This window comes from Escherichia sp. KTE114 (assembly GCF_000407765.1).
Taxonomy (GTDB): Bacteria; Pseudomonadota; Gammaproteobacteria; order Enterobacterales; family Enterobacteriaceae; genus Escherichia; species Escherichia ruysiae.
Map to the genome: position 1 here is coordinate 145,993 of NZ_KE136626.1, position 22,809 is coordinate 168,801.

The 22,809-nt window shown below is 51.0% G+C and carries 20 protein-coding genes, 2 tRNA genes and 1 pseudogene; 10 read left to right on the top strand and 13 right to left on the bottom strand.

Translation table 11 applies throughout. The features are described 5' to 3' along the window. The first annotated feature begins 20 nt into the window (after positions 1-20). The gene (barA, locus tag WC5_RS19655) at positions 21-2,777 is read left to right on the top strand and encodes a two-component sensor histidine kinase BarA (RefSeq protein WP_000186460.1); all 2,757 of its coding nucleotides are present in this window, start codon (positions 21-23) and stop codon (positions 2,775-2,777) included. Positions 2,778-2,834: 57 nt separating this feature from the next. Here barA and gudD read toward each other — a convergent pair whose 3' ends face one another. The 6 genes from gudD to syd all read right to left on the bottom strand — a co-directional run bounded on the left by gudD (position 2,835) and on the right by syd (position 8,790). Then, entirely contained in the window at positions 2,835-4,175 is a 1,341-nt protein-coding gene (gene gudD, locus WC5_RS19650) for a glucarate dehydratase (protein WP_000098273.1), read from the bottom strand. A 95-nt stretch (positions 4,176-4,270) separates the two neighbouring features. Then, positions 4,271-5,623 (bottom strand): galactarate/glucarate/glycerate transporter GudP, encoded by a 1,353-nt coding sequence (gudP, locus tag WC5_RS19645; protein ID WP_000097075.1) that lies wholly within the window; start codon positions 5,621-5,623, stop codon positions 4,271-4,273. A 419-nt stretch (positions 5,624-6,042) separates the two neighbouring features. After that, entirely contained in the window at positions 6,043-6,492 is a 450-nt protein-coding gene (locus tag WC5_RS19640) for a flavodoxin (RefSeq protein WP_000807745.1), read from the bottom strand. A gap of 17 nt (positions 6,493-6,509) precedes the next feature. Further along, positions 6,510-7,292, bottom strand: coding sequence for a tRNA pseudouridine(65) synthase TruC (truC, locus tag WC5_RS19635; protein WP_000890001.1), 783 nt, complete (start codon positions 7,290-7,292; stop codon positions 6,510-6,512). Then, entirely contained in the window at positions 7,292-7,621 is a 330-nt protein-coding gene (locus WC5_RS19630; RefSeq protein WP_000207007.1) for a YqcC family protein, read from the bottom strand. Before WC5_RS19630 ends, truC begins: the two co-directional genes overlap by 1 nt. Positions 7,622-8,244: 623 nt before the next feature. Then, positions 8,245-8,790, bottom strand: coding sequence for a SecY-interacting protein (gene syd, locus WC5_RS19625; protein ID WP_000342444.1), 546 nt, complete (start codon positions 8,788-8,790; stop codon positions 8,245-8,247). Between the two features lie 67 nt (positions 8,791-8,857). On the opposite strand from syd, the gene queF reads away from it, so the two are divergent. From queF to xni, 5 genes are all read left to right on the top strand, one after another. Next, positions 8,858-9,706, top strand: coding sequence for an NADPH-dependent 7-cyano-7-deazaguanine reductase QueF (gene queF / locus WC5_RS19620; RefSeq protein ID WP_016231406.1), 849 nt, complete (start codon positions 8,858-8,860; stop codon positions 9,704-9,706). Positions 9,707-9,817: 111 nt separating this feature from the next. Further along, positions 9,818-11,182, top strand: coding sequence for a nucleotide 5'-monophosphate nucleosidase PpnN (ppnN, locus tag WC5_RS19615; RefSeq protein ID WP_000627995.1), 1,365 nt, complete (start codon positions 9,818-9,820; stop codon positions 11,180-11,182). 556 nt (positions 11,183-11,738) lie between these two features. Then, complete coding sequence (gene sdaC, locus WC5_RS19610; protein WP_000450473.1) at positions 11,739-13,028, top strand: HAAAP family serine/threonine permease SdaC; 1,290 nt, start codon at positions 11,739-11,741, stop codon at positions 13,026-13,028. A 57-nt stretch (positions 13,029-13,085) separates the two neighbouring features. Then, positions 13,086-14,453, top strand: coding sequence for an L-serine ammonia-lyase II (sdaB, locus tag WC5_RS19605; RefSeq protein ID WP_000626394.1), 1,368 nt, complete (start codon positions 13,086-13,088; stop codon positions 14,451-14,453). A gap of 112 nt (positions 14,454-14,565) precedes the next feature. Further along, on the top strand, positions 14,566-15,321 hold the full coding sequence (xni, locus tag WC5_RS19600) for a flap endonuclease Xni (protein WP_010350163.1): 756 nt from the start codon (positions 14,566-14,568) through the stop codon (positions 15,319-15,321). Positions 15,322-15,425: 104 nt separating this feature from the next. Here the strand turns inward: xni and WC5_RS25785 are convergent. The 5 genes and pseudogenes from WC5_RS25785 to WC5_RS19580 all read right to left on the bottom strand — a co-directional run. Next, positions 15,426-15,500 (bottom strand): annotated as a pseudogene (locus tag WC5_RS25785) (hypothetical protein); the annotation flags it as partial. A gap of 37 nt (positions 15,501-15,537) precedes the next feature. After that, entirely contained in the window at positions 15,538-16,638 is a 1,101-nt protein-coding gene (gene rlmM / locus WC5_RS19595) for a 23S rRNA (cytidine(2498)-2'-O)-methyltransferase RlmM (RefSeq protein WP_001045503.1), read from the bottom strand. Next, a complete protein-coding gene (locus WC5_RS19590) occupies positions 16,631-17,026 on the bottom strand; it encodes a DUF423 domain-containing protein (protein ID WP_000203904.1) in 396 nt (131 codons plus the stop codon). Before WC5_RS19590 ends, rlmM begins: the two co-directional genes overlap by 8 nt. 18 nt (positions 17,027-17,044) lie before the next feature. Continuing rightward, on the bottom strand, positions 17,045-17,962 hold the full coding sequence (gcvA, locus tag WC5_RS19585) for a glycine cleavage system transcriptional regulator GcvA (RefSeq protein ID WP_000044401.1): 918 nt from the start codon (positions 17,960-17,962) through the stop codon (positions 17,045-17,047). 350 nt (positions 17,963-18,312) lie between these two features. Further along, on the bottom strand, positions 18,313-18,540 hold the full coding sequence (locus WC5_RS19580; RefSeq protein ID WP_000750399.1) for a YgdI/YgdR family lipoprotein: 228 nt from the start codon (positions 18,538-18,540) through the stop codon (positions 18,313-18,315). Between the two features lie 191 nt (positions 18,541-18,731). Here WC5_RS19580 and csdA point away from each other — a divergent pair, with 191 nt between their 5' ends. Beyond that, a complete protein-coding gene (gene csdA / locus WC5_RS19575) occupies positions 18,732-19,937 on the top strand; it encodes a cysteine desulfurase CsdA (protein ID WP_001100452.1) in 1,206 nt (401 codons plus the stop codon). Further along, positions 19,937-20,380 (top strand): cysteine desulfurase sulfur acceptor subunit CsdE, encoded by a 444-nt coding sequence (gene csdE, locus WC5_RS19570; protein WP_000184242.1) that lies wholly within the window; start codon positions 19,937-19,939, stop codon positions 20,378-20,380. Before csdA ends, csdE begins: the two co-directional genes overlap by 1 nt. A gap of 50 nt (positions 20,381-20,430) precedes the next feature. Here csdE and tcdA read toward each other — a convergent pair whose 3' ends face one another. Both tcdA and mltA read right to left on the bottom strand, forming a co-directional pair. Next, positions 20,431-21,237 carry a tRNA cyclic N6-threonylcarbamoyladenosine(37) synthase TcdA gene (gene tcdA, locus WC5_RS19565; RefSeq protein ID WP_000117738.1) on the bottom strand — a complete coding sequence of 269 codons (807 nt, stop codon included), beginning with the start codon at positions 21,235-21,237 and terminating at the stop codon, positions 20,431-20,433. Positions 21,238-21,313: 76 nt separating this feature from the next. Further along, positions 21,314-22,411, bottom strand: a complete 1,098-nt coding sequence (gene mltA / locus WC5_RS19560; protein ID WP_000678630.1) for a murein transglycosylase A — start codon at positions 22,409-22,411, stop codon at positions 21,314-21,316. 209 nt (positions 22,412-22,620) lie between these two features. Between mltA and WC5_RS19555 the strand changes: the two genes are divergently transcribed. Together WC5_RS19555 and WC5_RS19550 are read left to right on the top strand one after the other, a co-directional pair. After that, positions 22,621-22,697: transfer RNA gene (locus tag WC5_RS19555), tRNA-Met, on the top strand. Between the two features lie 33 nt (positions 22,698-22,730). Beyond that, positions 22,731-22,807: transfer RNA gene (locus WC5_RS19550), tRNA-Met, on the top strand. Positions 22,808-22,809 lie beyond the last annotated feature (2 nt).

Sequence of the window (22,809 nt, forward strand, 5' to 3'; positions counted from 1 at the left end):
TTGTCCCATAACGGAACTCCATGACCAACTACAGCCTGCGCGCACGCATGATGATTCTGATCCTGGCACCGACCGTCCTTATTGGTTTATTGCTGAGTATCTTTTTCGTCGTACACCGCTATAACGACTTGCAGCGTCAACTGGAAGATGCCGGTGCCAGTATTATTGAGCCACTTGCCGTTTCTACTGAATATGGCATGAGCCTGCAAAATCGCGAATCTATCGGTCAGTTAATAAGCGTACTGCATCGTCGCCATTCCGATATTGTTCGCGCGATTTCGGTTTATGATGAAAATAACCGACTTTTTGTCACCTCCAATTTTCATCTTGATCCTTCATCAATGCAGCTCGGCAGCAACGTGCCGTTTCCTCGCCAGCTCACTGTCACACGTGACGGCGATATTATGATCCTGCGCACACCGATTATTTCCGAGAGTTATTCCCCCGACGAATCGCCCAGTAGCGATGCCAAAAATAGCCAGAATATGCTGGGATATATTGCGCTTGAGCTGGATCTTAAATCGGTTCGCTTGCAGCAATATAAAGAGATCTTTATTTCCAGCGTGATGATGCTGTTTTGTATCGGTATTGCGCTTATTTTTGGCTGGCGCTTAATGCGCGATGTAACCGGCCCGATTCGTAACATGGTTAATACCGTCGACCGCATCCGTCGTGGGCAACTCGACAGCCGGGTGGAAGGATTTATGCTCGGCGAGCTGGATATGCTGAAAAACGGTATCAACTCGATGGCAATGTCGCTGGCAGCTTATCACGAAGAGATGCAGCACAATATCGACCAGGCGACCTCCGATCTGCGGGAAACGCTGGAGCAGATGGAAATTCAGAACGTTGAGTTGGATCTGGCGAAAAAGCGCGCCCAGGAAGCGGCACGTATTAAATCCGAGTTTCTGGCAAATATGTCACATGAGCTGCGTACACCACTGAATGGTGTTATTGGCTTTACCCGCCTGACGCTGAAAACAGAATTAACACCAACGCAGCGCGATCACCTGAATACCATTGAACGTTCGGCAAATAATTTGCTGGCAATTATTAATGATGTTCTCGACTTCTCGAAACTGGAAGCGGGCAAGCTGATTCTGGAAAGTATTCCGTTCCCATTGCGTAGCACGCTGGATGAAGTCGTTACCCTGCTGGCACATTCTTCTCACGATAAAGGGCTGGAATTAACGCTCAATATTAAGAGCGACGTGCCCGATAACGTAATTGGCGACCCACTGCGTTTACAGCAAATCATCACTAACCTGGTGGGTAATGCGATTAAATTCACCGAGAATGGCAACATTGATATTCTGGTAGAAAAACGTGCGCTGAGTAATACCAAAGTGCAGATTGAAGTGCAGATTCGAGATACCGGCATTGGTATTCCTGAACGCGATCAATCGCGCTTATTCCAGGCCTTCAGACAGGCTGATGCCAGTATTTCCCGCCGTCATGGTGGCACCGGGTTGGGGCTGGTGATCACACAGAAACTGGTTAATGAAATGGGCGGCGATATTTCGTTCCATAGCCAGCCGAATCGCGGTTCTACCTTCTGGTTCCACATTAATCTCGATCTGAACCCGAATATTATCATCGAAGGGCCATCCACCCAGTGCCTCGCCGGTAAGCGTCTGGCCTATGTCGAACCGAACTCCGCAGCAGCGCAATGTACGCTGGATATTTTAAGTGAAACACCGCTGGAAGTGGTTTATAGCCCAACCTTCTCCGCGCTGCCTCCCGCGCATTACGACATGATGTTGTTAGGGATTGCGGTGACCTTCCGCGAGCCGCTGACGATGCAACATGAGCGGTTGGCGCAAGCGGTGTCGATGACCGATTTCCTGATGCTGGCGCTTCCTTGCCATGCACAGGTCAATGCCGAAAAACTCAAGCAAGATGGTATCGGCGCGTGTCTGCTGAAACCCTTAACACCTACGCGCCTGTTGCCTGCCCTGACGGAATTTTGTCATCAAAAACAAAACACACTTTTGCCTGTTACCGATGAAAGTAAGCTGGCAATGACAGTCATGGCGGTTGATGATAACCCCGCGAACCTGAAACTTATCGGCGCGTTGCTGGAAGATATGGTGCAACATGTGGAGCTTTGCGATAGCGGGCATCAGGCGGTTGAACGCGCGAAACAGATGCCGTTCGATTTGATCTTAATGGATATTCAAATGCCGGACATGGACGGCATTCGGGCGTGCGAACTCATCCACCAGCTCCCACATCAGCAGCAAACGCCGGTTATCGCGGTAACGGCACATGCGATGGCAGGGCAAAAAGAGAAACTGCTTGGCGCGGGAATGAGCGATTATCTGGCGAAACCGATTGAGGAAGAGCGATTGCATAATTTGCTGTTGCGCTACAAGCCTGGCAGCGGTATTTCCTCTCGCGTCGTAACGCCAGAAGTGAACGAAATTGTGGTGAACCAGAATGCGACTCTCGACTGGCAACTGGCACTGCGACAGGCCGCAGGAAAAACCGATCTGGCGCGCGATATGCTGCAAATGTTGCTCGATTTCCTGCCAGAAGTTCGCAACAAAGTTGAGGAACAACTGGTTGGAGAAAACCCGGAAGGTCTGGTTGATTTGATTCATAAACTACATGGCAGTTGTGGCTATAGTGGCGTACCACGTATGAAGAATCTCTGCCAGCTCATCGAACAACAGCTACGCAGCGGTACTAAAGAAGAAGATCTGGAGCCGGAGCTACTGGAACTGTTAGACGAGATGGATAATGTGGCGCGCGAAGCCAGCAAAATTCTCGGATAATTAATATTTTATCGAGTAAAAACCGGCTCCAGACAGAGCCGGTTTTTGTTATCTGTCTTAACGCACCATGCAAGGACGCTTGTTATCGAACGTCCAGCCTGGGATCAGGTACTGCATTCCCATCGCATCGTCACGCGCGCCAAGCCCATGTTTCTGATACAACTCGTGCGCTTTCATCACCTGATCCATATCGATTTCTACACCCAACCCCGGTTTTTCCGGCACTTGAACCAAACCACCTTTGATCTCAAACGGTTCTTTGGTCAGGCGCTGATTACCTTCCTGCCAGATCCAGTGCGTATCAATAGCGGTGATTTTACCCGGTGCAGCGGCTGCAACATGGGTAAACATCGCCAGGGAAATATCGAAGTGGTTGTTGGAGTGTGAACCCCAGGTCAGGCCAAATTCATGGCATATCTGCGCCACTCGCACTGAACCTTGCATCGTCCAGAAATGCGGGTCTGCCAGCGGGATATCGACTGATTGCAGGGAGAGCGTATGGCCCATCTGCCGCCAGTCGGTGGCGATCATGTTGGTTGCGGTTGGCAGGCCAGTTGCGCGACGGAACTCCGCCATTACTTCACGCCCGGAGAAACCTTGCTCCGCACCGCACGGATCTTCTGCATAAGCCAGCGAACCTTTCAGATATTTACCAATTTTAATCGCTTCGTTCAGCGACCAGGCACCGTTAGGATCGAGGGTAATGCGCGCCTGCGGGAAGCGTTTCGCCAGTGCCACGATAGATTCGGCTTCTTCTTCCCCGGCCAGTACACCGCCCTTCAGTTTGAAATCATTAAAGCCATATTTTTCATATGCTGCCTCCGCCAGGCGCACTACCGCATCCGGCGTCATCGCTTCTTCGTGACGCAGGCGATACCAGTCGCATGAGTCATCCGGCTGGCTTTGATACGGCAGCGGTGTAGCGTTGCGATTACCCACAAAGAACAGATAGCCCAGCATTTCGACTTCGCTACGCTGTTGACCATCGCCCAGCAGCGACGCCACGTTAACCCCCAGATGCTGCCCCAGCAGATCCAGCATTGCCGCTTCAATTCCAGTCACCACATGAATCGTGGTACGCAAATCAAATGTCTGTAAGCCCCGCCCGCCAGCATCGCGATCGGCAAACGTGTTACGCACCAGCGTCAGAACGTTTTTGTACTCGCCGAGGGTTTTACCCACCACCAGCGGAATCGCATCTTCCAGCGTTTTACGGATTTTCTCACCGCCGGGAATTTCCCCTACGCCGGTGTGACCGGAGTTATCTTTGATGACCACAATATTACGCGTGAAGAACGGCGCGTGTGCGCCACTCAGGTTCATCAGCATACTGTCGTGACCCGCAACCGGAATTACCTGCATTTCAGTAACAACGGGCGTCGTAAATTGAGAACTCATGTTTATGTCCTTATTCAGAATCAATGACGGCCGAAAACGGGACGTTTACGGTCAGAAATTCAGGAGCCGGGATATTTGAAATCGGGGTTATCATCTTATTTACCCGCGACAGGTTTCAGCTCAATACGCTTGATATCACCCACCAGCACCAGATAACTCAGTACCGCGATTAAGGCATGAACCCCAACGTAAATCAGCGCCCCATTAAAGGAGCCCGTCGTGCCAACGATATAACCAATTGCGATAGGTGTGACGATGCCAGAAATGTTACCGAACATGTTGAACAGGCCACCGGAAAGACCGCTGATCTCTTTTGGCGCGGTATCTGCCATTACAGCCCAACCCAGCGCCCCGATGCCCTTACCGAAGAAGGCCAGCGCCATAAAGCCGATGATCATCCACTCAACGTTGACGTAGTTACAGAACACCATCACCATCGACAGCAACATGCCCATCACGATCGGCGTTTTACGCGCAATGTTCAGCGACCCCGTGCGACGCATCAGCCAGTCGGAAATAATCCCACCCAGCACACCGCCGATAAAACCGCAAACCGCCGGAACAGACGCAACAAACCCCGCTTTCAGAATCGACATCCCGCGCGCCTGCACCAGATAAACCGGAAACCAGGTGATAAAGAAGTAAGTCATAGCGTTGATACAATACTGACCAATATAAACGCCGATCATCATCCGCGAACCTAGCAACTGTTTGATTTGCCCCCACTTCACGCTGAACGGCACTTTAATTTTGGTGTTTTGCTGATCCATATTGATAAGCGCACCGCCCGCAGCAATGTAGTCCAGCTCTTTCTGATTTACGCCCGGATGTTGATTTGGCTCGTGTATGACTTTCAACCAGATAAAGCTGATGACAATGCCCAGACCGCCCATAAAGAAGAAAACGTGTGACCAGCCCACTTCATGAGTCAGCCAGCCCATAATCGGCGCGAAGATAACCGTCGCAAAGTATTGTGCAGAGTTAAAAATCGACACTGCCGTTCCTCTTTCCTGCGCCGGAAACCAGGCCGCTACAATGCGACTGTTGCCGGGGAAAGATGGCGCTTCAGCAAGCCCGACCAGGAAGCGCAGCGTAAACAGGGCAACGATAATGCCAAATCCACTAAAGATATCGACAAAGCCTTGCAGCAAGGTAAACATCGACCAGATAAAGATCGACCAGAAGTAGACGCGTTTTGAACCAAAGCGATCCAGCAACCAGCCGCCAGGGATCTGCCCTATTACATAAGCCCATGAGAAAGCAGAGAACACATAGCCCATTCCCACTGGATCAAGGCCGATATCTTTGGCCATTTCCGAACCGGCGATAGAGAGCGTAGCGCGGTCGCCGTAGTTGAAGGATGTGACGATAAACAACATCACCACTATCCAGTAACGAGCATTAGTGCGTTTTTCCACACTGCTCGCAGCCTGACTTAAAGAACTCATTGTTGCACTCCTGAAAATTCGCGTTAGCCACGCTCACTCTGGACTGCAATACCGCCAGGAAATCAGAGGTGACGTAGGGTGTTTTTTGCCGTTTTTATAGGTCGTTCGCCGAATGCGGCGCGTGTTTATATCTGGCATCAGCAGTATAAAAAGCGCGCCATAGCGGCTCACCGTGCAACAACACAACATTAATGCGTTCAATGAGGCTCGATTTTGGCATTAGCCCTGGACGGTGGAATCAACTTCACGGAAATGAAAACAAGAACAAGAAAGGAAGGGTTATAACGGAGAAATAAAGAAGAGTATGAAATGGATCGCTTGACTCCAGGCAAACGCCAGTAAAAAACCGTCACATTTGCGAGTTTTTACTGGCATTTGCCTGAAAGGATTCGATTCAGTTTGCTTAAAACGGCAATTTGTCAGGACAACAGCGTGCCCCACTGTTCGACCCACGGGTTTGATTCCGTTTCAGGTTCCGGGTGCTCACTGGCGTCAATCAGCAGCATTTCCCCTATCCGCTGCGCACTCTGTTCCTGCAACAACGCATCGAACTGTTTGCCGCCATTGCAGAAATTCACATAACTACTGTCGCCGAGCGCAATCACGCCATAACGCAGATTCGGCTGAAAACCGAGACTATCTTTGATTCCCTGAAAGAGCGGCACAATGCTGTCAGGAAGGTCGCCTTGCCCGGTCGTGGACGTAACCACCAGCACGAACTTGTCCTGATAAGGCAGCCAGTCGCTTAATTCTGGATCTTCAAACACCGTTGCTTTGTGACCCTGCGCGGTCAAAATTGCTTCCGCCTCTTCCGCCACTAACAGCGAGTTTCCGTACATGGTGCCCACAAAAATACCAATTTCCGCCATACCGTTTTCTCCCTGGATTAGGAACTTATCTCACCATCCTGACCTGATGGCGCACTGAACTCAACCCTTTCATTTTCAGGAAGCAGACCACGCCAGCCAAATTGTGATAACGCCTGCATCCAGGTGTCGTCCAGCCCCGCGTGAATAGTCAGCGGTTCGCCAGTGAACGGATGCGTCAATGACAACTGACTGGCATGTAGCATTAACCGTTGGAGGCCAAAATGTTCAGCACCGCTGCGATTCTGGCGTAAATCGCCATGTTTGCTGTCGCCAATAATTGGATGACGCAAATGGGCAAGATGGCGGCGGAGCTGGTGTTTGCGTCCGGTTTTCGGCTCCAGTTCCACCAGGCCGTAGCGCGTGGTCGGGTAACGTCCGGTTGCGACTGGCATTTCCACCGTCGCCAGACCGCGATAATGCGTTACCGCTGGCTGCGGGCCTTTATCTTCTCGGGCAAATTTATCGGCGATTTTGTCCAGTTCTTCCACCAGTGGATAATCCAGCACAGCTTCTTCCATTAGCCAGCCACGAACTATCGCATGGTAACGCTTCTGGATTTGATGCTGTTCAAACTGTTGTGCCAGCAGCCGTCCAGCTTCGCTGGACAGTCCCATCAGCAATACGCCGGAAGTTGGTCTGTCCAGGCGATGTGCGGTAAACACGTGCTGACCAATCTGGTCACGCACGGTTTGCATGACCACCACTTTCTCGTCGCGATCCAGCCAGCTACGGTGGACCAGCCAGCCGGACGGTTTATTTACCGCAACCAGCCATTCATCCTGGTAGAGTATTTCCAGCATCAGTTTGCGTCATCCGCAAAAAGAGCATCCAGCTTTTCCAGTTCCGCCAGAATAAGCGTGCGTTGCGGGTGGTTCGTCGCCAGCGCCATTTCATAGTACGGCGCCACGGCAAATGCCCCCGGTAATGGCTGGTTGTTATCTAATAAATCGTGCATCCGTGGGATAAGTACCCACTGCAACCACTCCAGTGGCTCCATGGTGTCCATAAAGAACGGTTGGGTACTGTTGAATTGATGCGGCTGGGGCTCATCGTTTCGCCAGTGCTGATGTTCACGCAGTAACGCTTCAAGCACCTGCAACTGGAGACGAACGCGGTCATGAGTGGTCATAAAGCAACCTCAATAAGAAAAAACTGCCGCGAAGGATAGCAGGAATAAAAAAAGGGAGCACTGTATTCACAGTGCTCCCGGTTCGTTTCGCAGCAATCCAGCTACTTTTGTTGCTCCCTGCTCATCCTTGACAACTTTTCCTCTGGTCTTGCGACCAATCGTTCATCCTGAACTATCGCTTCCTGCTCACACCACCCCGATGTGATACTTCATCCTGAAGTGTCCCTGGCCTTCCTGACCCACCGAATCATCCTGACCGGTTCTCATTCTCCATCCTGGAGGTGTCCTTTAACGCGTCCTGCGTTATCCTCTTCGCTTCATCCAGAAGCCTTTCCCTGAAACACCGTCCTGGCGTGTCCTTCAGAAGTGTCATCATCCTAATGTTCACTTCTATTGTCTGACTCCCTGTCGACGAAGATAGAATCGTCTTTTTCGCTGAGTCTTACAAGGAGCTTACAGACAATGCCTTAAGGATAATTTCATATGAAAGTTAAGAATTAACAAGTAATAGATTGATTTTAAATGGAAATATCGATTCTTATCTTTTTAAGTATTCGCTTATTTCCTGGCGATCTCCTACAGGGTCTGTAAGAGATCTCTCACAACCGGACGGGGTATTTGGATTACAGAAGGGGCTTAAGTTGGTTAAGGAATTCCGCAAGATTTGAGGCTAAATGCGTCCGTTTACGCGTTCCCAGCGTCTCTTTGCACACTTCACCAGAGAGATTACACACCGAGATAACCTCTAACTCTTCTTCCAGCGTCGCGATAAATAGCGTGGGCGGCAGTTTTAGCCGTTTCTGAGTCACCAGATGACCAATCAGATTTTCCTGCACCCGACGGAAGTCGTCTTCGCTCCAGGTTTGCAGTAATGTCAGTGAGATATCACCAAACCGGGCATACATGTCCCCGGCAAACTGGGTTGTATAGAAAGTATGAATTGTGGGTTGTATCACGATATCAAACGCCCGTTCAACCGCGTTTACATTTTGTTCACCGGTAAACGGCTGGGGTTGCCAGTATACGGCGTCATCGGTGGTTGAAATAATGCATGGTGAAGGCACACCATACAGCTCCTCACTTAACGGCCAGCTTTTATGCTGCTCATGCCACGCATCGCAGTAGCGCGCAGTAAAATCTCTTAAGGCTTGTGCGGTCAAATCGTCCACTAATTTCTCTCTTCACTTAAACCAGATACACTTGTCGTTTAGTTTATCTGGTTTATGACGGTGAAACATGTCTTCTTATGCAAACCATCAGGCACTTGCGGGCCTGACTCTCGGGAAATCAACCGATTACCGGGATACCTATGACGCCAGTCTGCTGCAAGGCGTTCCGCGTAGTTTGAATCGCGATCCATTGAGTCTGAAAGCGGATAAGCTGCCTTTTCACGGTGCTGATATCTGGACGCTGTATGAACTCTCCTGGCTGAATGCAAAAGGTTTGCCGCAGGTCGCTGTCGGTCATGTTGAACTTGATTACACCAGCGTAAATCTGATTGAGTCGAAGAGTTTTAAGCTCTATCTCAACAGCTTTAACCAGACGCGTTTTAATCACTGGGACGAGGTGCGTCAGACGCTGGAACGAGACTTAAGCACCTGCGCCCAGGGTAAAGTTAGCGTGGCGTTATATCGTCTTGATGAACTGGAAGGCCAGCCGCTGGGTCATTTCAATGGCACCTGCATTGATGACCAGGATATCGCTATCGATAACTATGAATTTACCACTGACTATCTTGAGAATGCCGCCAGCGGTGAAAAAGTGGTGGAAGAGACGCTGGTTAGCCACCTGCTGAAGTCAAACTGCCTGATCACCCATCAGCCAGATTGGGGTTCGATCCAAATTCAGTACCGTGGACGCAAAATTGATCGGGAAAAACTGCTGCGTTATCTGGTTTCTTTCCGTCATCACAACGAGTTCCATGAGCAGTGCGTAGAGCGTATTTTCAATGACCTGCTGCGCTTCTGCCAGCCAGAGAAATTAAGCGTCTATGCGCGTTATACCCGTCGTGGCGGCCTGGACATTAACCCGTGGCGTAGCAATAGCGACTTTGTCCCATCGACGACCCGGCTGGTACGACAATAAATTTTTTCTCATTTTTGCGTACTGGATTCACGCATAGAGTTGTGAAAGGCCATCAGGCAGGGCTATTGTAATCAAAGGGAATGACGATATTCGTCCCATAAGGAGTTTTTCTTGATTACACATATTAGCCCGCTTGGCTCCATGGATATGTTGTCGCAGCTGGAAGTGGATATGCTTAAACGCACCGCCAGCAGCGACCTCTATCAACTGTTTCGCAACTGTTCACTTGCTGTTCTGAACTCCGGTAGTTTGACCGATAACAGCAAAGAATTGCTGTCTCGTTTTGAAAATTTTGACATTAACGTGCTACGCCGTGAACGTGGCGTTAAGTTAGAACTGATCAACCCCCCGGAAGAAGCTTTTGTCGATGGGCGCATTATTCGCGCCTTGCAGGCCAACTTGTTCGCTGTTCTGCGCGACATTCTCTTCGTCTATGGGCAAATCCATAACACCGTTCGTTTTCCAAACCTGAATCTCGACAACTCTGTCCACATTACTAATCTGGTCTTTTCTATATTGCGTAATGCTCGCGCACTGCATGTCGGCGAAGCGCCAAATATGGTTGTGTGCTGGGGCGGTCACTCAATCAACGAAAACGAGTATTTGTATGCCCGTCGCGTCGGAAATCAGCTGGGTCTGCGTGAGTTAAATATCTGCACCGGTTGCGGTCCGGGTGCGATGGAAGCACCGATGAAAGGCGCAGCAGTGGGTCACGCTCAGCAGCGTTACAAAGACAGCCGTTTTATTGGTATGACAGAGCCGTCAATTATCGCCGCTGAACCGCCTAACCCGCTGGTCAACGAATTGATAATCATGCCGGATATCGAAAAACGTCTGGAAGCGTTTGTGCGTATCGCTCACGGCATCATTATCTTCCCAGGCGGTGTGGGTACGGCAGAAGAGTTGCTCTATTTGCTGGGAATTTTGATGAATCCGGCAAATAAAGATCAGGTTTTACCGCTGATCCTCACCGGTCCGAAAGAGAGCGCCGATTACTTCCGCGTACTGGACGAGTTTGTCGTGCATACGCTGGGAGAAAACGCCCGCCGCCATTACCGCATCATTATTGATGACGCTGCTGAAGTCGCTCGTCAGATGAAAAAATCGATGCCGCTGGTGAAAGAAAATCGCCGCGACACCGGTGACGCTTACAGCTTTAACTGGTCAATGCGCATTGCGCCAGATCTGCAAATGCCGTTTGAGCCGTCTCACGAGAACATGGCTAACCTGAAACTGTACCCGGATCAGCCTGTAGAAGTTTTGGCCGCTGACCTGCGTCGTGCGTTCTCCGGTATTGTGGCGGGCAACGTGAAAGAGGTCGGTATTCGCGCCATTGAAGAGTTTGGTCCTTACAAAATCAACGGCGATAAAGAGATAATGCGTCGTATGGACGACCTGCTCCAGGGTTTTGTCGCCCAGCACCGTATGAAGTTGCCTGGCTCCGCCTACATCCCTTGCTACGAAATCTGCACATAATCGCCCTTCCCCCGGTAACGTTTGTTGCCGGGTTTTCTCTTTTTTGGTCACTCACTCACCAATCCATTTCATTTGTTATCTGAATGTTTCAACGCATCAGAGGGCAATTAATATCACCAATATTAATATGTCATACAATTTATATTGCAACGCAAACGTTTACCTGCTTTCATAAACCGCATTTTATTACTGTGAAAAAGAAATTCTTATCATGATTAACTAAAAGTATTGATTTTTTCAGTTCAACCTACATATATTGCGCGCCCCGGAAGAAACCAGATATCGTTTAGTGGGAAAATATTGCCCTTAAATTCTCTTTTACTTTTGATTTACAGAGTAAAGAGTTGGGATTATCTATCTTCTAAGTAGATTATTGTATTTGAGATCAAGATCACTGATAGATGCATAACTTGTGTGTATCTTTCCGCCCTCAAATTATTACGGCGGAAAATGATTAAGCCATCGCCGATAGACAGATTTCATTTTTACGGCCAGGCACCTTCCCGGGCTGAACTGGCTAAAAGCTGAATTATTTGCATTCCTCCAGGAGAAATAGATGGAAACGACTCAAACCAGCACGATTGCGTCGAAAGACTCTCGCAGTGCCTGGCGCAAGACAGACACCATGTGGATGCTGGGCCTGTACGGCACGGCAATCGGCGCGGGTGTACTGTTCCTGCCAATCAACGCCGGTGTTGGCGGTATGATCCCGCTGATCATCATGGCCATCCTTGCGTTCCCGATGACGTTTTTTGCTCACCGTGGCCTGACTCGCTTCGTACTGTCTGGTAAAAACCCAGGCGAAGATATCACCGAGGTAGTAGAAGAACACTTTGGTATTGGCGCAGGTAAACTGATTACTCTGCTGTACTTCTTCGCTATCTACCCGATCCTGCTGGTTTATAGCGTGGCAATCACCAACACGGTTGAAAGCTTCATGTCTCACCAGCTGGGTATGACGCCGCCGCCGCGTGCGATTCTGTCGCTGATCCTGATCGTAGGTATGATGACCATCGTTCGCTTCGGTGAGCAGATGATCGTTAAGGCGATGAGTATTCTGGTATTCCCGTTTGTTGGCGTACTGATGCTGCTGGCTCTGTACCTGATCCCGCAGTGGAATGGCGCAGCTCTGGAAACGCTGTCTCTGGACACTGCATCAGCAACCGGAAACGGTCTGTGGATGACCCTGTGGCTGGCAATCCCGGTAATGGTGTTCTCGTTCAACCACTCTCCGATCATCTCTTCTTTCGCCGTTGCGAAGCGTGAAGAGTACGGTGATATGGCAGAACAGAAATGCTCGAAGATCCTGGCATTCGCACACATCATGATGGTGCTGACCGTAATGTTCTTCGTATTCAGCTGCGTACTGAGCCTGACTCCGGCAGACCTGGCTGCAGCAAAAGAGCAGAACATCTCGATTCTGTCTTACCTGGCTAACCACTTTAACGCGCCGATCATCGCGTGGATGGCTCCGATTATCGCGATTATCGCTATCACCAAATCCTTCCTCGGTCACTACCTGGGTGCGCGTGAAGGCTTCAACGGTATGGTGATTAAATCTCTGCGTGGTAAAGGTAAGTCTATCGAAATCAACAAGCTGAACCGTATCACTGCGCTGTTCATGCTGGTAACGACCTGGATTGTTGCTACGCTGAACCCGAGCATCCTGGGGATGATTGAAACCCTGGGCGGCCCAATCATCGCGATGATCCTGTTCCTGATGCCGATGTACGCAATCCAGAAAGTACCGGCAATGCGTAAGTACAGCGGTCACATCAGCAACGTATTCGTTGTCGTGATGGGTCTGATTGCTATCTCCGCAATTTTCTACTCTCTGTTCAGCTAAATCCTTTCGCGCCGCTTTCGGGCGGCGCTTCCTCCGTTTTAACCCGATGAATTTCCTATGATTAGCGTATTCGATATTTTCAAAATCGGCATTGGCCCTTCCAGTTCCCATACCGTTGGACCAATGAAAGCGGGTAAACAATTTACCGACGATCTGATTGCCCGTAACTTGCTAAAAGACGTGACCCGCGTGGTGGTTGATGTCTACGGCTCGCTCTCTCTGACCGGTAAAGGCCACCACACGGATATCGCCATTATTATGGGCCTGGCGGGTAACCTGCCGGATACCGTGGATATCGATTCCATCCCTGGTTTTATTCAGGATGTGAATACTCACGGTCGCCTGATGCTGGCAAACGGTCAGCACGAAGTCGAGTTCCCGGTTGATGAATGCATGAACTTCCATGCCGACAACCTTTCTCTGCATGAAAACGGTATGCGCATCACCGCGCTGGCGGGCGATAAAGTCGTTTACAGCCAGACTTACTACTCCATCGGCGGTGGCTTTATCGTTGATGAAGAACATTTTGGTCAGCAGGATAGCGCACCGGTTGAAGTTCCTTATCCGTACAGCTCAGCAGCCGATCTGCAAAAGCATTGTCAGGAAACCGGGCTGTCACTCTCTGGCCTGATGATGAAAAACGAACTGGCGCTGCACAGCAAAGAAGAGCTGGAACAGCACCTGGCGAACGTCTGGGACGTGATGCGCGGCGGTATTGAGCGCGGTATTTCCACCGAAGGCGTGCTGCCAGGCAAACTGCGCGTTCCACGCCGTGCGGCGGCGCTGCGCCGGATGCTGGTCAGCCAGGACAAAAACACCACTGACCCGATGGCGGTTGTTGACTGGATCAACATGTTCGCGCTGGCGGTGAACGAAGAGAACGCTGCGGGTGGTCGCGTGGTGACTGCACCGACTAACGGCGCGTGCGGGATTATCCCGGCAGTGCTGGCGTACTACGACAAGTTTATCCGTGAAGTGAACGCTAACTCACTGGCTCGTTACCTGCTGGTGGCAAGCGCCATTGGTTCTCTTTATAAGATGAACGCCTCGATTTCTGGTGCCGAAGTCGGCTGCCAGGGTGAAGTTGGCGTGGCGTGCTCAATGGCGGCGGCTGGTCTGGCTGAACTGTTAGGCGCAAGCCCGGCACAGGTATGTATCGCGGCAGAAATCGCAATGGAACATAACCTCGGCCTGACGTGTGACCCGGTCGCCGGACAAGTACAGGTGCCGTGCATCGAGCGTAACGCCATTGCGGCAGTGAAAGCGGTGAACGCCGCGCGTATGGCGCTGCGCCGTACCAGCGAGCCGCGCGTCTGCCTCGACAAAGTTATCGAAACCATGTACGAAACAGGTAAAGATATGAACGCCAAGTACCGCGAAACCTCTCGCGGCGGCCTGGCAATGAAGATTGTTGCCTGCGATTAATCGCTCTCCAGAGGCCTCGTTTTGCGAGGCCTCTTCCCGATTTGCTCATCCAGCCGTAGCCTGTTCCGGCATCGAATGTTACCCTTATCGCCTGATCTTTAAGGGGGTTATCGTGGCTGTTCATTTGCTTATTGTCGATGCACTGAATCTTATTCGTCGCATTCATGCCGTTCAGGGTTCGCCCTGTGTCGAAACCTGCCAGCACGCGCTCGATCAGCTCATTATGCACAGCCAGCCAACCCATGCCGTCGCCGTTTTTGATGATGAAAACCGCAGTAGCGGCTGGCGTCATCAACGCTTACCTGATTACAAAGCCGGTCGTCCGCCAATGCCCGAAGAGTTGCACAACGAAATGCCTGCGTTACGCGCCGCCTTTGAACAACGTGGCGTCCCGTGCTGGTCAGCCAGCGGCAACGAAGCCGATGACTTAGCCGCCACGCTGGCGGTCAAAGTGACTCAAGCCGGGCATCAGGCAACTATTGTTTCGACAGATAAAGGCTACTGTCAGTTACTTTCACCTACATTACGTATTCGTGATTACTTCCAGAAACGTTGGCTGGATGCGCCGTTTATCGATAAAGAATTTGGCGTTCAACCGCAGCAGTTGCCCGATTACTGGGGGCTGGCGGGGATCAGCAGTTCAAAGGTACCGGGTGTTGCGGGAATCGGACCAAAAAGCGCCACGCAGCTGCTGGTCGAGTTTCAGAGTCTGGAAGGGATATATGAGAATCTGGATACGGTTGCCGAAAAGTGGCGCCAAAAACTAGAAACCCATAAAGAGATGGCGTTTCTGTGCCGCGATATTGCCCGCTTACAAACCGATTTGCATATCGACGGCAATTTACAGCAATTGCGGTTGGTACGGTAACAGCGTGCCGAATACTACCGATTAACAACTCATTGAATTAAATGCACTTGTAGGCCGGATAAGACGCGGCTAGCGTCGCATCCGGCATCAACACATCTGCGTAATTACCACGCTGTATGGTAAAGCTTTACACTATCCTCAAGCGTTGCTTCACGCGGGTTGCCACTGGTACAAACATCGGATGCCAGACCGGAGTCAATGCCCCTGCCAACTCACTTACCGTTCGTCGCGACGACCACCCACCGCAGCCCAGATACGACGGACATGCACCGTCACTTCTTCGCGATCGTGATACAACTGACGCGCCTGAATCTGAGCATTTATGCCATGTTCATCAAGCTGTGCCTGAATATACGCCAGATTGTGTGACACTTCTTCGTAGCGTTTTTTCATCGGCAGCTTAAGGTTGAAGATAGTTTCACGACACCAGCCATTAACCAACCACTGTGCCATCAGTGCTGCAACTTTCGCCGGTTTTTCTACCATATCGCATACCATCCATGAGATGTTGCTACGTGTTGGACGGAATTTGAAACCATCTTCCCGCAGCCACGTCACCTGCCCGGTATCCATCAGACTTTGCGCCATCGGGCCGTTATCGACGGAGTATACCCACATGTTGCGCTTCACCAGTTGGTAGGTCCAGCCGCCTGGACAAGCGCCCAAATCTACCGCCCACATTCCATTTGCCAGGCGTTCATCCCACTCATCCGCAGGAATAAACACATGAAATGCCTCTTCCAGTTTGAGCGTGGAACGGCTTGGCGCATCCGCCGGAAACTTCAGGCGCGGAATCCCCATATAGAACGGCGAATTATTATTGCTGTAGGAGTAGCCGGTATAGCAGCAGCCTGGTGCAATAAAGAATACATGCACAACCGGACGCTTCGGCGTTTCATAGTTCGCCAGCACGCCCGCCTCGCGCAAGGCAGCCCGTAGCGGAACGGTGAATTTACGGCAGAATTTCAGCAGCTCTTTGCTTTCATTGGTATCGGCGACTTCAACACGCAACTCTCCGCCTTTCTCTACCACGCCCTGCAACATACCAACAATGGGTGTAATACGATCTTCTGGTGGCAAATGCTGGAGGAGCTCCCCCACCACAAACCACTGGCGGGCAAAAATTAATGAACTGAACGGCAGTTCGCGGATCAACTTATCGCCATCATCCGGTTGATAACATTCATAAATGACATAACCCGCATTGTCTTTAACGCGAGCAAAACCGAAGATTTCCCGCTGACCGGCTTTATCGGTAATTTCTGCAGCACACTCTTTTTCAAAGCCAGGACGGCACAACAATACAACCTTATTCATGATTTACGCCCTTGCGCTTCAAACGGATAGCACCGACTAACATTAACGCCCAGCCTGCAAGGAAGCTCACACCGCCGACCGGAGTGACAAACGCCCATAAACGCAGATGAGACAGCGCCAGGCAATAAAGGCTACCGCTGAACAGCACCGTACCTAACGCGAGGAAAACGCTACTCCAGTAAAACCAGATACTGATGCGACGCTGCATTGCCACTGCCAGACCTAAAATCGCCAGCGTATGGAACGCCTGGTATTCGAGGCCGGTCTGGATCCAGCCCATCTCAACGGCTCCCATGGTTTTACTTAATACATGCGCGCCAAAAGCGCCCAGAGCCACAAAAATGAAGCCGCTAATGGCGGCGAAAATCAGCATAAAACGGCTGGTCATGGTCGTACCCTACGTAAATTATTGTTCATAACGAAAGCGGAATTTTTCTTGTTCAGCAGCGGCTTTCGCCAGGATCCATTGACGAAAGGCGGCTATTTTACCCAGTTCTGCCTGGCTGTCATGACAAACCAGATAAAAAGCGTTTTTACTGACCAGAACATCATTAAACGGGCAGACAAGGCGTCCGGCCTCGATTTCCGATTGCGCCATCACATTATTTGCCAATGCGACTCCCTGCCCGTGGATAGCCGCTTGCAGCACCATGGCGCTGTGACTGAAGATTGGCCCTTGTTGAACGTTGATATGGTTTAACCCCAACTGGCGGGTATATGTCTGCCAGTCACGCCGGGACGCATCGTGTAATAACGTATGTTTAGCCAGATCTTCTGGCGTCTTCAAGGGTTTTTCGCCGGTTAGCAGTAGCGGAGAACACACCGGCAACAGATATTCGGCATAAAGTTTTTCCACCCGCAGCCCCGGCCAGTTGCCACGACCATAAAATATCGCCACATCAACATCATCCGCCAGTTTATCTTCCTGGCGATCGACCGCCTGGATTCGAACGTCGATTCCCGGATAAGCTGAATTAAAGCTGGAAAGTCGCGGCACCAGCCAGTGGATGGCAAAACTGGGGAGTAAACTGACCGTCAACGCCCCCTTGGCGCTACGAGCCTGGAGTTTACGCGTCGCTTCGGTTAATTGCGAAAATATCTCTTTAATATCGAGGAAATAGCTTTGCCCTTCCTCGGTCAGCAGGAGTGAACGATTACGGCGACGGAACAGTTTCAGTCCCAAAAAATCCTCAAGTGACTTGATTTGATGACTTACTGCGGCCTGGGTCACAAAAAGCTCTTCTGCTGCGCGCGTGAAGCTTAAATGGCGTGCGGCGGCATCAAAAACTCGTAAGGCATTTAGCGGTGGTAATCGTTTTGACATGGCTTTTAAACTTTGATGTTAAATGAATTTAACAATTAGATCACACTATGTAACCTATTAGTTTTTTTTATCTGAGCCATTATAAATTGTCCGTTGAGCTTCTACCAGCAAATACCTATAGTGGCGGCACTTCCTGAGCCGGAACGAAAAGTTTTATCGGAATGCGTGTTCTGGTGAACTTTTGGCTTACGGTTGTGATGTTGTGTTGTTGTGTTTGCAATTGGTCTGCGATTCAGACCATGGTAGCTAAGCTACCTTTTTTCACTTCCTGTACATTTACCCTGTCTGTCCATAGTGATTAATGTAGCACCGCCTAATTGCGGTGCTTTTTTTTACCTTGCGATCGCAAGTTACTGATCCAGTTCGACCATCTCTTTCACGTCGGTACGGTTGATCTGCTGTTTGTTGCCATTAGCGTCTTTATACGAAATCATACCGGTTTCATTATCAGTCTGTGGTTTACCGTCAGAGACGATAGTACGTCCGTCATTGGTGTGCATCACATAGTTCGAACCGGAACAGGCGCTCAGGGCAAAAGTCAGCATACAGGCAGAAATAATTGCGGCAGTCTTTTTCATCATCTTCTCCTTAAAGCGATTAATAAATCTTAATAGTATTGATTAACAGGCTAAAATTAACGCCTAACACTATTCAGCATATGTTACTGACGCGGCTTCGCCAGGATATCCAGATAATTCCGATGGTTAGCACTCTCCTTGTATCAAAGTGAATTTTGCGTCACGATCGGTGAATCAAGCCGAGGAGTACCATGAACGTTTTTAATCCCGCGCAGTTCCGCGCGCAGTTTCCCGCATTACAGGATGCGGGCGTCTATCTCGACAGTGCCGCAACCGCGCTCAAACCCGAAGCCGTGGTTGAGGCTACCCGACAGTTCTATAGCCTTAGCGCCGGAAACGTCCATCGCAGCCAGTTTGCCGAAGCCCAACGTCTGACCGCGCGTTATGAGGCTGCGCGGGAGAAAGTAGCGCAATTACTCAATGCACCAGATGACAAAACTATTGTCTGGACGCGCGGCACCACCGAATCCATCAACATGGTGGCGCAATGCTATGCGCGTCCGCATCTGCAACCGGGCGATGAAATTATTGTCAGCGTGGCAGAGCACCACGCCAACCTCGTCCCCTGGCTGATGGTCGCCCAACAAACCGGAGCCAAAGTGGTGAAGTTGCCGCTTAATGCGCAGCGTCTGCCAGATATTGATTTGTTACCGGAACTGATTACTCCCCGTAGCCGGATTCTGGCGTTGGGCCAGATGTCGAACGTCACTGGCGGTTGCCCGGATCTGGCGCGAGCGATTACCTTTGCCCATTCAGCCGGGATGGTGGTGATGGTTGATGGTGCTCAGGGCGCGGTGCATTTCCCTGCAGATGTTCAGCAACTGGATATCGATTTCTACGCTTTTTCAGGTCACAAACTTTACGGCCCGACGGGTATCGGCGTGCTGTATGGCAAACCAGAACTGCTGGAAGCAATGTCGCCCTGGCTCGGCGGTGGCAAAATGATTCACGAAGTCAGTTTTGACGGCTTCACCACACAATCTGCCCCATGGAAACTGGAAGCCGGAACGCCCAACGTCGCAGGCGTCATTGGGTTAAGCGCGGCGCTGGAATGGCTGGCAGATTATGATATCAACCAGGCAGAAAGCTGGAGTCGTAGCCTGGCGACGCTTGCAGAAGATGCGCTGGCAAAACGTCCAGGCTTTCGTTCATTCCGCTGCCAGGATTCCAGCCTGCTGGCCTTTGATTTCGCGGGTGTTCATCACAGCGATATGGTAACGCTGCTGGCAGAGTACGGAATTGCCCTGCGCGCCGGGCAGCATTGCGCTCAGCCGCTACTGGCAGAATTAGGCGTAACCGGCACACTGCGCGCCTCTTTTGCGCCATATAATACAAAGAGTGATGTAGATGCGCTGGTGAACGCCGTTGACCGCGCGCTGGAATTATTGGTGGATTAATGACAAACCCGCAATTCGCCGGACATCCGTTCGGCACAACCGTTACCGCAGAGACGTTACGCGATACTTTCGCACCGTTGACGCAGTGGGAAGATAAATATCGCCAGTTGATCATGCTGGGGAAACAGCTTCCTGCTTTACCAGACGAATTAAAAGCACAGGCCAAAGAGATTGCCGGATGCGAAAACCGCGTCTGGCTGGGGTATACCGTGGCTGAAAACGGCAAGATGCATTTCTTTGGCGACAGCGAAGGACGCATTGTGCGCGGTCTGCTGGCAGTGTTGTTGACCGCCGTGGAGGGCAAAACCGCCGCCGAGTTACAAACGCAGTCGCCGCTGGCGTTGTTTGATGAGCTGGGATTACGTGCGCAGCTTAGCGCCTCACGCAGTCAGGGGCTGAATGCATTAAGCGAGGCGATTATCGCAGCGGCGAAACAGGTTTAAGCACAGATCCAGGTCGGATAAGACGCTCACGTCGCATCCGACATAATTGTTTATCCCTGGCGCGCTGCTTTCGCCATCATCTTCTTCAGCGCATGAGAAACCGCAACAAAACCAAAGGTGGCGGTCACCATCGTTGCCGCACCAAATCCTGATGCGCAATCCATTCGCTTTGGCCCTTCCGCCGTGGCTTTCATCGCACAGACCGTACCGTCTGACTGCGGGTATACCAGTGCTTCGGTAGAGAACACACAATCCACACCGAGCTTACCTTTACTGTTTTTCACCACGCCGAAATCGCTTTTCAGGCGCTCACGCAGCTTCGCCGCCAGCGGATCCTGAATGGTCTTCGCCAGATCGGTAACCTGAATCTGCGTCGGATCAATCTGCCCGCCTGCACCACCCGTCGTTACCAGTGGGATTTTATTGCGACGGCAATATGCGATTAGTGCCGCTTTGGGTCGCACACTGTCAATGGCATCAATAACGTATGAATAACCGGCATTCATATATTGCGCTACGTTATCCGGCGTCACGAAATCGTCCACCACTGTCACCCGACACTCCGGGTTAATCTGGCGAATACGCTCCGCCATCACTTCCGCTTTTGCCAGCCCGACGTTATCACGCAGCGCGTGAATTTGCCGATTGGTATTGGTGACACACACGTCATCCATATCAATAAGCGTTATTGCACCAATCCCTGTGCGCGCCATAGCTTCCGCCGCCCAGGAACCGACACCACCGATGCCGACCACACAGATATGTGCATCGGCAAATAGTTGCAAGGCTTTCTCACCATACAGACGCGCAGTGCCGCCAAAACGCTGACGCCAGGCATCACTAATTACCACAGACATAGCACCTCAGAATTAAAAAGGGTGAGGTTATCCCTCACCCTGTCTTATCCGTAAAAACGGTGTACAGAATAACACATCAGCCGCTAAAGACGTTACCTGCACCCGGTGCCGTTTTCAGCACCCAGACACGCCCATAGTGGTTGTACCAACCTGCGCGGTGTCCGGCTTCCGGCCCGATCCCTTGATAGATATCGAAATGTTGGCCTTTGATTGCGCCGCCGACATCCAGCGCCACCATCAGACGCAGTTCATACTGACCGTTAAATTTACCGTTATTATCCAACAACGGTACTTCTGCCAGCAAGGTAGTACCTGGCGGGATGAGCGAGCGATCGGAGGCAACAGAAGCACGTCCAACCAGCGGCACAGCACTTGCACCTTTCACCGGCGCAAAAGATTGCGGCTTAAAGAAGACGAAAGACGGGTTCTGTTCCAGCAGTTCGCGAACTTCGGCTTCACTGTGCGTTTCCCCCCAGTGGCGAATCGCCTGCATCGACATATCTTCTTTTTTCACTTCGCCACGATCGATCAACACCTTACCAATACTGCGATAGGCATGACCGTTCTTTCCGGCATAGCTGAAGAAGTTAAGCGGACTGCCATCGCCAAAGTCGATATACCCGCTACCCTGTACATCCATAATGAAGTTATCCATCAGGGAGTTGCTGTAAGCGAGGATATATTTATCGCTCAGTGCCCCCGCATAGATCTCCGCACGAGACGGCAGACGACCGCGTTTTGGTGGCATACGGTAAATAGGATACTGGAACTCGCCCTGGCGGGTATGACGCGCCTGAATTACCGGCGTGTAATAGCCCGTAAACTGCACGTTGCCATAGTTGTCCGCGCCTTCCATCTGCCAGGCATCGATACCGAACTGGCGCATATTGCGGGTATCACCGCCTGCACGCAGCCACTCTTGCACCGCGTTATAAACAATACTCTGGTTACCATAAAGACGCGGTGACGAATTACGAATATGGTTAATTTGCTCGGCAAAATCACCGGCGTTAATTGGCGCGCCAACGGCATCTGGCTGGTTCACCAGAGAGAAAGGCTGGGTAAATTTCCCGTCTTTATATTGCTGTCCGCGATCGGTTGGTTTGGAGGAGCAGGCGGCAAGCATCGCCACAACAGCGCCCATAAGAAGGTACTTTACCCAACGTCCTTTCATTGTTCTCTTCTTCAGGTTAAAAAAATAAGGCACAACGAAGATAACAAACCGTCGCGTTTAATGAAATGAGCAGACTCTCCCTGACGCAAATTTTGCACAAAAAATAGGCGGTAGTGTTTTGTTTTTGTTCAAAATCATGCCAAATCCGTGATCCGGGTAAAAAAAAGGTTGCATGAAAACGCGAGCGGAGTATAGTGCGCATCCACGGACGCGGGGTGGAGCAGCCTGGTAGCTCGTCGGGCTCATAACCCGAAGGTCGTCGGTTCAAATCCGGCCCCCGCAACCAATTAAAATTTGATGAAGTAAAGCAGTACGGTGACGCGGGGTGGAGCAGCCTGGTAGCTCGTCGGGCTCATAACCCGAAGGTCGTCGGTTCAAATCCGGCCCCCGCAACCAAT

Coding starts and splice junctions, on each gene's coding strand:
- sdaC (WP_000450473.1), top strand. CDS start 11,739: ATGGAAACGACTCAAACCAGCACGATTGCGTCGAAAGACTCTCGCAGT.
- barA (WP_000186460.1), top strand. CDS start 21: ATGACCAACTACAGCCTGCGCGCACGCATGATGATTCTGATCCTGGCA.
- csdE (WP_000184242.1), top strand. CDS start 19,937: ATGACAAACCCGCAATTCGCCGGACATCCGTTCGGCACAACCGTTACC.
- mltA (WP_000678630.1), bottom strand. CDS start 22,411: ATGAAAGGACGTTGGGTAAAGTACCTTCTTATGGGCGCTGTTGTGGCG.
- tcdA (WP_000117738.1), bottom strand. CDS start 21,237: ATGTCTGTGGTAATTAGTGATGCCTGGCGTCAGCGTTTTGGCGGCACT.
- gudP (WP_000097075.1), bottom strand. CDS start 5,623: ATGAGTTCTTTAAGTCAGGCTGCGAGCAGTGTGGAAAAACGCACTAAT.
- gudD (WP_000098273.1), bottom strand. CDS start 4,175: ATGAGTTCTCAATTTACGACGCCCGTTGTTACTGAAATGCAGGTAATT.
- WC5_RS19580 (WP_000750399.1), bottom strand. CDS start 18,540: ATGAAAAAGACTGCCGCAATTATTTCTGCCTGTATGCTGACTTTTGCC.
- truC (WP_000890001.1), bottom strand. CDS start 7,292: ATGCTGGAAATACTCTACCAGGATGAATGGCTGGTTGCGGTAAATAAA.
- sdaB (WP_000626394.1), top strand. CDS start 13,086: ATGATTAGCGTATTCGATATTTTCAAAATCGGCATTGGCCCTTCCAGT.
- csdA (WP_001100452.1), top strand. CDS start 18,732: ATGAACGTTTTTAATCCCGCGCAGTTCCGCGCGCAGTTTCCCGCATTA.
- WC5_RS19590 (WP_000203904.1), bottom strand. CDS start 17,026: ATGACCAGCCGTTTTATGCTGATTTTCGCCGCCATTAGCGGCTTCATT.
- WC5_RS19630 (WP_000207007.1), bottom strand. CDS start 7,621: ATGACCACTCATGACCGCGTTCGTCTCCAGTTGCAGGTGCTTGAAGCG.
- rlmM (WP_001045503.1), bottom strand. CDS start 16,638: ATGAATAAGGTTGTATTGTTGTGCCGTCCTGGCTTTGAAAAAGAGTGT.
- gcvA (WP_000044401.1), bottom strand. CDS start 17,962: ATGTCAAAACGATTACCACCGCTAAATGCCTTACGAGTTTTTGATGCC.
- WC5_RS19640 (WP_000807745.1), bottom strand. CDS start 6,492: ATGGCGGAAATTGGTATTTTTGTGGGCACCATGTACGGAAACTCGCTG.
- queF (WP_016231406.1), top strand. CDS start 8,858: ATGTCTTCTTATGCAAACCATCAGGCACTTGCGGGCCTGACTCTCGGG.